The 12,145-nt window shown below is 68.4% G+C and carries 15 protein-coding genes; 6 read left to right on the top strand and 9 right to left on the bottom strand.

Going from position 1 to position 12,145, the window contains the following annotated elements; genetic code table 11:
• Positions 1-5: 5 nt before the first annotated feature.
• From ACL9RL_RS15225 to ACL9RL_RS15200, 6 genes are all read right to left on the bottom strand, one after another.
• Complete coding sequence (locus ACL9RL_RS15225; protein ID WP_422781116.1) at positions 6-743, bottom strand: zinc ribbon domain-containing protein; 738 nt, start codon at positions 741-743, stop codon at positions 6-8.
• 107 nt (positions 744-850) lie between these two features.
• Complete coding sequence (locus ACL9RL_RS15220; RefSeq protein ID WP_422781115.1) at positions 851-1,672, bottom strand: Nif3-like dinuclear metal center hexameric protein; 822 nt, start codon at positions 1,670-1,672, stop codon at positions 851-853.
• 43 nt (positions 1,673-1,715) lie between these two features.
• Positions 1,716-2,450 carry a glycosyltransferase gene (locus ACL9RL_RS15215; protein WP_422781114.1) on the bottom strand — a complete coding sequence of 245 codons (735 nt, stop codon included), beginning with the start codon at positions 2,448-2,450 and terminating at the stop codon, positions 1,716-1,718.
• A complete protein-coding gene (locus ACL9RL_RS15210; protein WP_422781113.1) occupies positions 2,447-3,850 on the bottom strand; it encodes a PIG-L family deacetylase in 1,404 nt (467 codons plus the stop codon). The genes ACL9RL_RS15215 and ACL9RL_RS15210 overlap by 4 nt, the downstream gene beginning before the upstream one ends.
• Positions 3,844-4,938, bottom strand: a complete 1,095-nt coding sequence (locus ACL9RL_RS15205) for an acyl-CoA dehydrogenase (RefSeq protein WP_422781112.1) — start codon at positions 4,936-4,938, stop codon at positions 3,844-3,846. Before ACL9RL_RS15205 ends, ACL9RL_RS15210 begins: the two co-directional genes overlap by 7 nt.
• A 154-nt stretch (positions 4,939-5,092) precedes the next feature.
• The gene (locus tag ACL9RL_RS15200; RefSeq protein ID WP_422781111.1) at positions 5,093-5,719 is read right to left on the bottom strand and encodes a LysE/ArgO family amino acid transporter; all 627 of its coding nucleotides are present in this window, start codon (positions 5,717-5,719) and stop codon (positions 5,093-5,095) included.
• 103 nt (positions 5,720-5,822) lie between these two features.
• Between ACL9RL_RS15200 and ACL9RL_RS15195 the strand changes: the two genes are divergently transcribed.
• From ACL9RL_RS15195 to ACL9RL_RS15180, 4 genes are all read left to right on the top strand, one after another.
• Positions 5,823-7,322: a DHA2 family efflux MFS transporter permease subunit gene (locus ACL9RL_RS15195; protein ID WP_422781110.1), complete on the top strand. Its 1,500-nt coding sequence runs from the start codon at positions 5,823-5,825 to the stop codon at positions 7,320-7,322.
• 117 nt (positions 7,323-7,439) lie between these two features.
• Positions 7,440-7,982 carry a phage holin family protein gene (locus ACL9RL_RS15190; RefSeq protein ID WP_422781109.1) on the top strand — a complete coding sequence of 181 codons (543 nt, stop codon included), beginning with the start codon at positions 7,440-7,442 and terminating at the stop codon, positions 7,980-7,982.
• Entirely contained in the window at positions 7,969-8,247 is a 279-nt protein-coding gene (locus tag ACL9RL_RS15185; protein WP_422781108.1) for a DUF3618 domain-containing protein, read from the top strand. The genes ACL9RL_RS15190 and ACL9RL_RS15185 overlap by 14 nt, the downstream gene beginning before the upstream one ends.
• Positions 8,240-9,196 carry a YihY/virulence factor BrkB family protein gene (locus ACL9RL_RS15180; protein ID WP_422781107.1) on the top strand — a complete coding sequence of 319 codons (957 nt, stop codon included), beginning with the start codon at positions 8,240-8,242 and terminating at the stop codon, positions 9,194-9,196. The genes ACL9RL_RS15185 and ACL9RL_RS15180 overlap by 8 nt, the downstream gene beginning before the upstream one ends.
• Positions 9,197-9,204: 8 nt before the next feature.
• On the opposite strand, the gene ACL9RL_RS15175 is transcribed toward ACL9RL_RS15180, so the two are convergent.
• A complete protein-coding gene (locus tag ACL9RL_RS15175) occupies positions 9,205-9,753 on the bottom strand; it encodes a Dps family protein (RefSeq protein ID WP_422781106.1) in 549 nt (182 codons plus the stop codon).
• Between the two features lie 215 nt (positions 9,754-9,968).
• Between ACL9RL_RS15175 and ACL9RL_RS15170 the strand changes: the two genes are divergently transcribed.
• On the top strand, positions 9,969-10,388 hold the full coding sequence (locus ACL9RL_RS15170) for an organic hydroperoxide resistance protein (protein WP_422781105.1): 420 nt from the start codon (positions 9,969-9,971) through the stop codon (positions 10,386-10,388).
• Positions 10,389-10,579: 191 nt separating this feature from the next.
• Positions 10,580-10,768: a hypothetical protein gene (locus tag ACL9RL_RS15165; RefSeq protein WP_422781104.1), complete on the top strand. Its 189-nt coding sequence runs from the start codon at positions 10,580-10,582 to the stop codon at positions 10,766-10,768.
• Positions 10,769-10,820: 52 nt separating this feature from the next.
• Here ACL9RL_RS15165 and ACL9RL_RS15160 read toward each other — a convergent pair whose 3' ends face one another.
• The gene (locus ACL9RL_RS15160; RefSeq protein WP_422781103.1) at positions 10,821-11,108 is read right to left on the bottom strand and encodes a hypothetical protein; all 288 of its coding nucleotides are present in this window, start codon (positions 11,106-11,108) and stop codon (positions 10,821-10,823) included.
• Positions 11,109-11,126: 18 nt separating this feature from the next.
• The gene (locus ACL9RL_RS15155) at positions 11,127-12,143 is read right to left on the bottom strand and encodes an aldose 1-epimerase family protein (RefSeq protein WP_422781102.1); all 1,017 of its coding nucleotides are present in this window, start codon (positions 12,141-12,143) and stop codon (positions 11,127-11,129) included.
• Between the last annotated feature and the right edge of the window lie 2 nt (positions 12,144-12,145).

The following is a 12,145-nucleotide window of genomic DNA, read 5'->3' as shown; positions in this document are numbered from 1 at the left end:
GACACTCAGGAGAGGCCGGACTCCTCGGTGCGCACGAGGATCGCGCTGCAGTCGGGGCACTGCACAACATCGTCCTTCGCTGCGGAGCGGACCGCGGCGAGGTCGTTGCCCGTGAGTGCGATGGCGCACGCACCGCAGGTGCCAGCGCGGAACAGGGCCGCGCCGGTGCCGCCACGGCTCCGACGCTGCTCGTAGAGCGCGAGGAGGTCCGCGGGGATGCCCGGGACGACCGATGCGCGGTCGGCTTCCAGACGGGTGCGCTCTGCGACGAGTTCGACGAGCTGCGCATCGCGCTTCGCCACGACTTCGTCCAGGAGTTCCTGCAGTCCGTTGCGGACGCTCTCGGATTCTGCAACGGCTGCATCGGCGTCTTCGACGCGCTGCATGACCGTGAGCTCGATCTCCTCCAGGTCGCCCTGGCGCTTCTGGAGGGCCGTGAGCTCGCTCTGCAGCGCCTCGACGTCCTTGGCGGAGCTGGAGGTCTGCAGGCGATCGCTGTCGCGCTTGATCCTCGCCTCGACGACGGTGACGTCGGACTCGATGCGGCTGAGCTCGGTGCGAGCGTCCTCACGGACGCCGACCTTCTCGATGTGCGAGACGCGCACGGTCTCGAGTTCACGCTGCAGCTCGGTGATCCGAGCCTCCTCCGGGAGGCGTCCCGCCTTGTAGGTGGCGCGCTGCACGCCGGTGTCGATGCCCTGGAGGGTGAGCAAGGTCTTCTGGTCTGCTGGGCTGGCTTTCACGATGTTCCAAACTGTCGACTGTTCACACTACCGGGAGTCGCTGCTCCCGTGATGCACTGCTGTGCTCAGGGCGGGCCCCGCTGGACTGCCCGAACCTGTCCGGGACGTCACTGGGTGACGACGAAGTCCCACGGGTCCGTCCGCAATTCGCTCACCACGACCTGCAGCTCGGGCAGGGCTTCGCGGAGAGCCGCGGCGGCGGCATCGAGCCACAGCCATTCGCTCGCCCAGTGCGAGACGTCGATGAGCGCGGGACCTTCGCCGGTGAGGATCGTCTGCTCGCGGGATTCGGACGCCGGGTGGTGCCGCAGATCCGCCGTGACGTACAGGTCGGCTCCGCGTACCGCGGGGTGGCCGAGCAGGGAGTCCCCCGCACCGCCGCACACCGCGATGCGCGTGATCGGCTTGTCGAAGGCTCCGGCGGCCCGGACACCGGTCGCCGTTGGCGGGAGGAAGGATGCGAGCTCGCGCGCGATCTGGCCGAGCATCGAGGGTTCGTGCAGATCGCCGACGCGGCCGAGTCCGGTGGCACCGTCCGCTCCGGGGACGATCGGCACGGCGTCGACCAACCCGAGGCGGGTCGAAAGGACGTCCGACGTGCCGTTCTGCACGATGTCGGCGTTCGTATGTGCGGCCACGAGCGCGATGCCGCTGCGGATGAGGCGAGCGATGATCGCGCCCTTGTAGCGGTCTTCCGCGACCGAGGTGACCCCGCGCATCAGGAGCGGGTGGTGGACGAGCAGGAGGTCGGCTGAAGCGGACACGGCCTCGTCGACCGTCGCCGCAACGGCGTCGACCGCCAAGAGCACCCGCTCGACGCGTTGCTCGGGGTCGCCGACGAGGAGCCCCGGGGCATCCCAGTCCTCGGCGCCGGCCAGCGGCCAGAGGGTTTCGATGATCGTGTTGACCTGTCGGAGTGTGTACGGCACCGGTCAAGACTACCGATCGCCGGTCGGAGCCGAGTGGAGCCGCTCAGTGCGCCGCCGCACGATCCCCCGCGAGCGTCTCGGCCAGGTGATGCGCATACCCGGCGGGACTTCGACCGATGAACCGGCCCGAGGTGAGCACCCAGATGTCATCGGTCGCGATCTCGGGGACACCAGCCGCACGCAGGCGTTCCACCAATCGCGCATCCTCGTGCTCCGGGATCGCGGGGAACCCGCCGTTGTCGACGGCGCACGAGAGCCGCACACCCAGGTTCGCCCCGTGCACGTGAGCGTTCGCCTCGCCCGGCGGATGCGAACGCGACCACTGCGCGAACTGCTCAGCGGTCAGATCGGTCGGATCAGGCCGCACCGTGCCCACGATCAGATCAGTGCCGTGGTCCGCCAACCGGACCTGTTCTCGCAGCCAATGGGCCGGCACACATGAATCCGCGTCGGTGTTCGCAAGCCACACGGATCGCGAGTCGAACCCCGCGAGCCGAGCACTGACGACCTCGACGCCCGCGCGCCTCGCCGCGCCGACGGCACCGTGGTCCACGATCAGGTTCTCGAAGCCGAACCGCTGCGCGATCGCCAGGGATCCGTCCGTGCACGAGTCGAGGACGACGACCACCACGACCGCAAGATGCTCGTCCGCGAGCAGCAGATCCTCGACGGCAAGCGTCATCCCGCTCAGGCATCGTTCGAGCAGAGCGGCCTCATTGTGGGCGGGGATCACAACGCCGACGGCACGCACGAGGCCGTGTGCTCGTCCTCGCGTCACAACAGCAGCCCCGTCTGACGCGCGACAGAGGTCGCCGGCGGGCGACTGAAGACCTCCAGCACGAAGTCCTCCTCCACGTGTCGAAGCATCACGGCGAGCTCTGGACGTTCTGCGAGCGCGGCGTGCACCGTGTCGCCGTCGGAGGGGTACTCGGCAACGGGGTGTCGCCAGTGGCAGGCGATGAGGACGCCGTCCGGGGTGAGGGCGTCGATCGCGCGGTCGATCGCGGTGGCGAGGTCTGTCGGCCCCCAGTAGTAGCCGACTTCGGACAACACGATCAGGTCGAACTGGCCTTCCGGCCACTCCCACGGTGTCGTATGGCGCTCGAAGTCGACGTGCGGGTGCTCTGCGAGTCGTCTGCGCGCTCTGGCGAGCGCTTCTTCTGCGATGTCGATGCCCAGCAGGCGGTCGCAGCGGGCGGCGAGCGCTTCGGTCAGCACCCCGGTCGAGCATCCGACCTCGAGTCCGCTCCTGGCGCGTCGTTGCGGCATGGATGCGAGGGTGATGGCGCGTTTGCGCTGTTCGTACCAGCGGGTCTCGAATCCCCACGGGTCGTCGCGTCCTGCATAGAAGTCGTCGAAGAAGTGCACGTCGAGGGAGGTCGATTGCACCTGGATAGGTGCGGTGTTGATGGACCAGGACACGGTTGGCGCGTAGACCTCCACGTCTCGGTCGAAGTGTTGTTGCATACCGGGGTGGAGGACGGCCTCGTCGCCGGGGGCCTCGGACAGTGGCCGTGTCTGGCTCTCGTAACGGTCGAGTGCGGCGAGTTTCGTCTGGCGTTCCCACGGGGAGAGGCGCAGCGCTCTGAACGCTTCCCAGTCCGGGACGGGCGCGGCCGGGTCGGCCCAGTGCCACAACCAGATGGGGTATTCGAGGAGGGTGACGCCTCGCTCTGTTGCTGCGGAGTATGCGACTTCACCGGCGATCCGGTGGTCACGGTGCCCATCCCCTCGCCAGGGTGCCAGGAGAACGGTCGTCCCCTGTGCCGCTTCATCGAGGACGGCGCCGAGCGCGCGCTCCAGGTCCCCTCTGTGCTCTCGCAGTCCACCGTCCTGCAATCCGAGGAACAGGATGTGGGCGCCGGGGGCGAGCAGGTCGACCGCCGCCTGCACTTCCGCCCGGCGGGTGGGAATGAGCTGCTCCGCACTGGTCGAAGGAGAGTCGGGGTGCGATCGCTCTCCATCGGTCGCAATGACGATCACGACGTGGGCGCCCTGGCGATGGCTTCTCGCGATGAGACCGCCTGCGCCGAGCGTCTCGTCGTCGGGGTGTGCGGCCAGGACGACGACGACGTCGACGTCGTCATCGGGCTCGATCACCGGCATGGAGTCGAGCACCCCGCTCGCCGCCCACACCTCCTCTGGCGTGCCGGCGTCGCGGTGGTCGAACGTCACCACGGTCGTCTCCCCGTTCCCGTGATCGCTCGTCCGAGTGAGGCGTCGTCGCGCTCGCCGTGATGCTGCGCGAGGTAGAGCTGCAGATCTGCGACGCGTTTTGCGAAGGTCTCGTCGGTGGTCGTCGGTCCTGGGCCGAGGGTCGCGACCACACGGTCGGTCACCGCTGCTGCAGCGGCCGCCACGATGTTCCTGGTCCGTTTGGACACGACGGATGGTGACGGAGCGTCGGGGTCGCGGAGGGCCTCATCCACGACGAAGGCCGCATCGGAGATCGATGCGCCTGCCACATGGAGGTTCCGGTCGACGAAGCCGAGCGCCGCCTCGCCGAGTTGGTCGGGGGCGCGGCGTTCGGCGGCGTCTGCGAGGGCTCTGGCGATGCCGATCGCAGCTCCCCACCAGCACACGGCGACGCCGATGCCACCCCAGGCGAAACCAGGCCGGCGCAGATACCAGCCGTCAGGGCCGACGGGCTCCGCCCTGGCGTTGGAGAACGTAATCGGTGCGCTCACCACCTCGGCGAGCCCTCTGGCGACCCAGGGGCCGCGGTGGGCCGTGACTCCGGGTTGTCGGAGGTCGACCGCGAACAACCGACGGCCGCCGCCTCCCGTCGCCGCGGTGACGAGGGCGTGGCTGAGGACTGCTCCGAGCGAGCACCACGGTTTGGTGCCGTCGAGAATCCACTCGGAGCCGCTCGGGACGGCTGAGACGGTGGACGCCGGGCCTTCGGAGGCGAAGACGCCCCAGGTCGACGATTCTGCGACGGCGATGGGCGCATCGTGCTCCGCCGCTTCGGCGAGGATGGCCATCGCGTCGAGGTGAGGTTCGAGCATGCGCGCATTCGCGACGTCGAGCGCGGCGATCGATGCGAGGAACTCCCATCGTGCGGAGGTTCGGCCGGAGGCCGGCAACGGCACGACGGCGGCGACGCCCGCGGCCCACGCGAGCACGGCCTCGGGCGGCGCACCTGACGGGGGCGCGCTGTCGAACGCTTCGTCCGCCTCTCGCGTCCAATGCGTCCGCACCGATGGCGGAAGCGCAACGCGTCCGTCAGCGCCAGTCCCGACGTGGTGATCGTCAATCCGTGTCACGCCGTCTCCTCCCACGCTCGCGCCGCGGCGAGCGATCCATCGAGCGTATGGTCGAGCGCACTCGCACCGGGAGGGCTTGACACGGGATGTCACCGCCGCGGGGCCGGACCCGAGCGGCATGGTGCTCAGTGCCCGGCGATGCGGACGGACCCGCTCAGTGGCGCACGAGCAGGAGCACAGCGAGGGTGATCATCACAACGGCGATGATGCCGTCGAGTATCCGCCAGGACACGGGCTTCGCGAACACGCCGCGGAGCAGCCGCGCGCCGAAGCCGAGCGCTGCGAACCAGACGATGCTCGCAACGACCGCTCCTGCACCGAATGCCCACCGGCCGACGTCGCCGTGCGTGCTCGCGACCGAACCGAGCAGGAGGACCGTGTCGAGGTACACGTGCGGGTTCAGCCAGGTGAGCGCCAGCACGGTCAGGACCGTCGGCCAGAATCCGCTCGGCGCGCGAGCGGCATCCGGGGTGAGGACGGTCGGTGCGAACGCACGTCTGGCCGCGAGGATGCCGTACCCGATGAGGAACGCAGCACCGAACCACCGCAGCACCACGAGTGCGACGGGGAATCGTTCGACGACGAATCCGATGCCGGCGACGCCCGCCAGGATGAGCACCGCATCGGAGAGGGCGCACACGAGGACGACCGCGAGCACGTGCTCGCGTCTGATCCCCTGCCTGAGGACGAACGCGTTCTGCGCGCCGATCGCGACGATGAGCGAGAGCCCCAGTCCGAAGCCGGCGATAGCCGCTTGCAGGAGGTCAGGCGTCTGGGTCACCTCACGACTGTAGAGCGTCGAGCGCCGAATCAGGAATACGATCGGTGCCACCCGGGTTGCGATACGCACCCTCTCCCGGCACCAGGACCCCAGAACGGCAGTTATGACCGAACGACTCACCGACTCCGCTGCGCCGCCGCAGGCGCCGGCATCCGCGGCCGGCTCATCCCAGAGCGGCACGATCGACCACACGGCACGGAACAGCCGGGTGATCTGGCTGCTGCTCGCCGCCACCTTCGTCGTCATCCTCAACGAGACGATCATGAGCGTCGCGATCCGCGAGCTGATGGTCGATCTGCACATCGAGGCACGCGACGCGCAGTGGTTGACCACGGCGTTTATGCTCACGATGGCGGTCGTCATCCCCATCACCGGCTTCCTGCTGCAGCGGTTCGAGACACGCCCGATCTTCATCGCGGCCATGTCGCTCTTCTCCGCGGGAACCCTATTGGCCGCGCTGTCGCCTGGGTTCGGTCTCCTCGTCGTCGCGAGGGTCGTACAGGCATCCGGCACGGCGATCATGCTCCCGCTGCTCATGACGACGATCATGACGCTCGTCCCCGCCGCGTCGCGCGGCCGCACGATGGGCAACGTGTCGATCGTCATCTCGGTGGCGCCGGCCATCGGCCCGACGATCTCCGGCATCATCCTCAACACGCTCACCTGGCGGTGGATGTTCTGGCTCGTGCTGCCCATCGCGCTCGTGATGCTCGTGATCGGCATCCGGCGGGTGGAGAACGTGTCCGAACCGAAGCTCGTGCCCATCGACGTGCTCTCGGTCGTCCTGTCGGCGTTCGGGTTCGGCGGTCTCATCTACGGGCTCAGCCAGATCGGCGCGACCACGGACGGTTCCGCCCTGCCGATGTGGATCTCGCTCGGCACCGGCGTTGTGGCCCTGGCGCTGTTCATCCTCCGTCAGCTGCGTCTGCAACGCGGGGATCGTGCGCTGCTCGATCTGCGCACGTTCCGCTCCCTGAACTTCACGGTCGCCATCTCGATGATGGTTGCGAGCATGATCGCCCTGTTCGGGACGCTCATCCTCCTGCCGATCTACCTGCAGGAGGTGTTGCACCTCGAACCGGTTCAGACGGGGCTGCTCCTGCTGCCAGGCGGCCTGCTCATGGGACTGCTCGCGCCGTTCGTCGGCCGGCTGTACGACCGGGTGGGACCGGCTCCGCTCGTGATTCCCGGCTCCATCATCGTGAGCGGTGTCCTGTGGGGGTTGACGATGGTGACCGATCACACCCCGCCGCTGTTCCTCCTCGCGGCCCACCTCATCCTGAGCCTCGGACTCGCGTTGCTGTTCACCCCGCTCTTCACCTCGGCTCTCGGCGCGGTCAAGCCGCAGCTGTACTCGCACGCGAGTGCGATCGTCGGCACCGTGCAGCAGGTCGCCGGCGCGGCCGGCACGGCGCTGTTCGTGACGATCATGGCCGCCGGGACCGCCGCAGGCACGGCGGGCGGCGCATCGCTCGAAGCTGCGGCCGCCGGCGGTGTGCGCTCCGCGTTCTTCGCCGGGGCGATCATCTCCATGTTCGCGATCGTCGGCGCCTGCTTCCTCCGGAAGGCCGCACCCGAGGCAGGAGCGCCGGTCGGTCACTGACCGACGGGCGCTTCCAGCCCACAACGGTGTCAACCCCTTGCTTCGGTTCTGCGCCCGGCGTTAGCTTGGAGTCGGATGTGCCGACCCCGGTCGGCCTCGAACGAAGGACGCACACCCATGACCGATACGCGCAACGGCCCACCCGGGCGGAGCACCCGTCCTGGAGCGTCCCCCGGCAGATCGTCCGCCGAATGGTCGACGAGCGCCGGCGCCCGACGAGCACGGCGTCGTCTCCCACCGGTGAGTGAACTGCTCGCCGACCTCCGGGACGACCTGATACGGCTCGTGCAGGCGGAGATCGCCCTCTTCAAAGCCGAGATGACGAAGAAGGCGACGAGCCTCGGCATCGGCGCAGGCCTGCTCGTCAGCGCCCTCGTCCTCGTGTTCTTCGCGTTCGGCACGCTCATCGCCGCCGCCGTGCTCGGACTCGCGACCGTGCTCCCAGCCTGGTTGTCCGCGCTCATCGTCGGCGGAGCGCTCCTCATCATCGCGGCGGTGCTCGCCCTCGTCGGCCTGCGCAAGCTGAAGACGGGCGGCAATCTCAAGCCGGAGCGCAGTATCGAAGCTCTCCTGCCCAGCGCCGGCGCGACGAACAACGCCGACCGCGGCCCCGACGCACACCACGGCGACGATCGGAAGGACTCAGATGACCGACAGTGACCGGAGCGACATCACCGGGCGACACACCGGATCCGCCGCAGACCGACCGCCCCTGCCGCCCGGCGCCGGGCTGAACTCGCTGCAGCTCGACGTCGAACAGACCCGCGAACACCTCGCCGAGACGCTCGACCTGCTGTTCCGCAAGTTCGACGTGCGGACCGCCGCCCGCGCGCACGTCCCGACGACGCTCGCCGTCCTCGGAGGCGTTGCAGCCGCGATCGCCGCCGTCATCGTCTGGCGGAACAGGACGGGGCACCGTGGCTGAGTGGACCTACCCGCTCAAGCGTTCGCTGCACGCATTCTCCGCCAACCAGTGCACCGATCTGGCTGCCGGACTCACCTACTTCGCGGTGCTGTCGCTCTTTCCCGCCGTGCTCGCGCTCGTCTCGATCCTCGGGCTGTTCGGGCAGAGTGAAGCCGGGACCGCGGCGCTGCTCGACATCGCCGGCCAGCTCGTTCCGTCATCGAGCCTCGACTTCGTCCGCGGTGTCATCGAGCAGTTCATCGCCTCACCCGCCGTCGGCTGGGGCCTCGTCATCGGCATCGTCGGCGCCATCTGGTCTGCGTCCGGGTACGTCGGTGGATTCGGTCGCGCGCTCAACCGCATGTACGGCGTCGCAGAGGGCCGCACGGTGTGGAGGTTGCGACCCGTGCAGCTCGGTGTGACGGTCGTCGTCCTCGTGGTGATCGCCCTCATCGGCGTCGCCCTGATCGTCTCGGGTCCGGTCGCGAGCGCGATCGGCGAGGCGATCGGGCTCGGCGACACCGTGCTGACCGTGTGGTCGATCGTCAAGTGGCCGCTCATCGCGGTCGCAATCGTGTTCCTCGTGGCCCTGCTCTATCACGCGACGCCGAACGTCAAACCACCGCGCTTCAGATGGTTGAGCCTCGGAGCGGTGACGGCACTCGTTGTGCTCGTCGTCGCATCGGTCGCGTTCGGGTTCTACCTCGGCAACTTCGCCAACTACGAAAAGACCTACGGGTCCCTCGCCGGCGTGGTGATCTTCCTCCTGTGGATCTGGATCGCGAACCTGGCCCTGCTGTTCGGCGCCCAGCTCGACATCGAGCTCCAACGAGCGCGTCAACTCGCCGATGGGATCCATGCCGAAGAACAGCTGCGGGTCACCCTCCGCTCGGACGCGGCGATCATCGCCAGAGCGGACAAGGACGCGAAGGACGCGCTTGAGGGCAGGCGGCTGCGCGAGCACGCGTGACGCGGAAGTCAGGACGTCGACTTCGTCGGCTTCCGGTTCTCTGCACTCACCATCCAGGCGAATTGCTCCAGCCGCTCGATGATGGTGTGCAGGATGTCCGCGCTCGTCGGGTCCTCGTCATCGACCTCGTCGTGCACGTCGCGGATGGTCGCCACCGTCGTCTCGAGCCGCGCGGTCACGAGGTCAACCGTCTCTGCCGTGTCGATCTCGCCCTGCGGGTATTCCGGAAGCGTCGTCGTGGCTGCGACCGTGTCGCTCCGCCCGTCCGGCGCAGCGTGCAGGGCGCGCAGCCGCTCCGCGACGGTGTCACTGAACTCGCGCGCGGCGTCGATGATCTCATCGAGCTGCAGATGGAGGTCGCGGAAGTTCTTCCCGACGACATTCCAGTGCGCCTGCTTGCCTTGCAGGTGAAGTTCGACGAGGTCGACGAGCACCCGCTGGAGATCATCGGTCAGCGCCTTCGAAGCCTTGAAGCCATGCTCGGCATTCTGTCGTCTCGTGAGCTTCGCCCCTGATCCCTTCGGCGCGGTGGTCGTGTGGGCGAGTGTGTCCGTCATCGTGTTGCCTTCCGTTGTGGGTGGAGCGATCGAGGTTCAAGGCGGCGCGGTAGTCGTGTCACAGCAGCTCGTGACGGTGCGGCACGCGAGGCTGCAACGGTACCCCCGGACCGGGTTGCTGGCCGGGGGCTTGCGGGATCCGATTCCGGCGAGAAGATGTGCAGGAACGGCGCGCAAGGGTCGGTCGGCGGAAAGCACGATGAGAGGATTGGGTTATGGAAATCGTGTACACAGCAGTAGCCCATGCATCAGGTGGTGGCCGTGACGGTCACGTTCGGAGCGAGGACGACACCCTCGACCTCGACACGCGTCAGCCCAAGGAGATGGGTGGATCCGGCGAGGGCACGAACCCAGAGCAGCTGTTCGCAGCCGGGTACTCCGCGTGCTTCCTGAGCGCGCTGCACGCCGTCGCCCGCTCGAAGAAGCTCAACTCGATGGATGCGGCCGTGTCCGCGAGCGTCGGCATCGGCCCGAACGGCGAGGGCGGATACGGGCTGGCCGTCGAGCTCGACGTCTACGTGCCCAATGTCACCCGTGAAGAAGCACAGGAACTCGTCGACGCCGCACACCAGGTGTGCCCGTACTCGAACGCCACGCGCGGCAACATCGAGGTCACCCTCTCCATCGTCGAGTGACCGACGACGACCGCAGCGGATCAACCGAAACACGGTTCGCTGACGGTCGTCATCGCCTTCGGGCGGCGGACGTCCTCGTCGCCCGAAGAGCCGCACTCGTCCCGTGATGTCCTCCGCCCGCCCGCAACCCCTTGCCCGGTCGGCCTCGCACGTCTAGCGTTGGGGCCACCGACGACGAGGAGGACGACGAGATGACCGATTTCGGAGCATATGAGGGCATCCGCGACGAGAACCCCGAGCAGATGATCCCGGGCATGTCCACGCACATCACGGGCGACCCCGACCTCCTGACGGACGACGAGGCCGAACGCCTGCAGGACGCGCGGGACGCCGCCGACGAAGAGGACGCGATCCCGGACGACGAGGAACGCGCGAACTAGCTCGCGATGATCGGCCGGTCGGGCGGACGGCCGGCCAGCCGGAAGGCTCCGCTCAGCCCTTGCCGAAGAACGAGGCGAGCACGGTGCCGGCGATGAGGCCCTGCACAAGGAGCACGCCGCCGATCGTCAGCGACACGAGCCCCCAGAGCGCGATGTTGCCGAGGACGACGCCGATCGCGGCGCCGAATCGGTGCTCCCGCTTCGCAGTCCCCGCCCGCGGGATCGAGGCGGCCGCTGACACGGCGTCCATCGATGCCGTCGCAGACGTCACCTGAGCAGGCCGACGCACGCCGGAGACGATGCGAAGCTGGCTGGTCCTGGTGTCGACATGAGTGGTCATACCCTCAGTCTCGGCGGATCAGCCAGCTGTCACATCCGGCCGCAGTGCGATCTCCGTCGCCTGTGGGTCATCCTGGAGGACGACGGCGATGATCGATGCGCGACGGCAGTCAGCTGTTCGGATGACCGATGCGGATGCCCACGTGAGCGTCCACGACTCGTCCTGCGCCAGCCAACGGAGTCCCTGACCGCTGTTCAACGCGCCGGCGGGCGCCGACATCGGCTCGATCGCGACAGCGATACCCGTGCCGGCCGCTTTCGGGAAGTCATGAGGTGTGTAGACCTGCACGAAGGGGAACTGATCATCGGCCCACAGCTCGACGAATCGTCCGTCAGGGGCCGTCAGACGGTGCGCGGAGCCGCCTGAGGGGACGCCGCCGAGCCCAACATTGAGGTCGATCTCGCCGACGAGGACGCCCTCACGCAGGTCATTCGCCGTTCCGTCGACCGGGTGTTCGGCGATGGGGACGAGCTGCTCGTCCGTCTCGAACCAGGTGCCGGCGTCGACCGTGAGGACGAGCTCCTCGGTGGGGACGCCACCGAACGCCAGGTATGGGTGCGTGCCGACGGCGACCGGGGCGGCAGCGGCGGAACGGTTGATGATCGTGTGGGTGACGGTGAGGCCGTCGTCGACGAGTTCGTACCTGACCGAGGTGTCGAGGTGGAACGGGTATCCGTGCTGCGGGAACACCTCCGCGCCGAGTTCGACGGCGCCGTCGGAGCGCTCGCGCGGCGTGTAGCCGGTGTTGCGCAGCAGGCCGTGGGAGGCGTTGCCGGTGGACGCCTCGGTGACGTCGAGTTGCTGGGTCTTGCCGTCGAGCACCCACTTGCCGTCACGCACGCGGTTCGGCCACGGCACGAGCACAATGCCGCAGCCCATCGGCGCGATGGTCGTCTCGGGGAAGGTCTCCACGAGGTCGACTCCCCCGACGCTCAATTCCCGGATCCCGGCGGCGAGGGCGGTGATCGTCGCGACGACCTCGCCGTTCCGGCCGGTGTGGTGCAGACGGTGTTGTTCTCCTGTGACGGCGTGCATGC

Origin of the sequence: Plantibacter sp. Mn2098 (assembly GCF_049319745.1) — a bacterium.
Lineage (GTDB): Bacteria > Actinomycetota > Actinomycetes > Actinomycetales > Microbacteriaceae > Plantibacter.
Note: the sequence above shows the minus strand (reverse complement) of the source record. Positions and strands in the feature narration are given on the sequence as shown.

What these genes read in the sequence shown, in the direction of transcription:
- ACL9RL_RS15170 (WP_422781105.1), top strand. Translation starts at nt 9,969, where the DNA reads ATGGAAATCGTGTACACAGCAGTAGCCCATGCATCAGGTGGTGGCCGT.
- ACL9RL_RS15175 (WP_422781106.1), bottom strand. Translation starts at nt 9,753, where the DNA reads ATGACGGACACACTCGCCCACACGACCACCGCGCCGAAGGGATCAGGG.
- ACL9RL_RS15195 (WP_422781110.1), top strand. Translation starts at nt 5,823, where the DNA reads ATGACCGAACGACTCACCGACTCCGCTGCGCCGCCGCAGGCGCCGGCA.
- ACL9RL_RS15185 (WP_422781108.1), top strand. Translation starts at nt 7,969, where the DNA reads ATGACCGACAGTGACCGGAGCGACATCACCGGGCGACACACCGGATCC.
- ACL9RL_RS15165 (WP_422781104.1), top strand. Translation starts at nt 10,580, where the DNA reads ATGACCGATTTCGGAGCATATGAGGGCATCCGCGACGAGAACCCCGAG.
- ACL9RL_RS15155 (WP_422781102.1), bottom strand. Translation starts at nt 12,143, where the DNA reads ATGCACGCCGTCACAGGAGAACAACACCGTCTGCACCACACCGGCCGG.
- ACL9RL_RS15190 (WP_422781109.1), top strand. Translation starts at nt 7,440, where the DNA reads ATGACCGATACGCGCAACGGCCCACCCGGGCGGAGCACCCGTCCTGGA.
- ACL9RL_RS15160 (WP_422781103.1), bottom strand. Translation starts at nt 11,108, where the DNA reads ATGACCACTCATGTCGACACCAGGACCAGCCAGCTTCGCATCGTCTCC.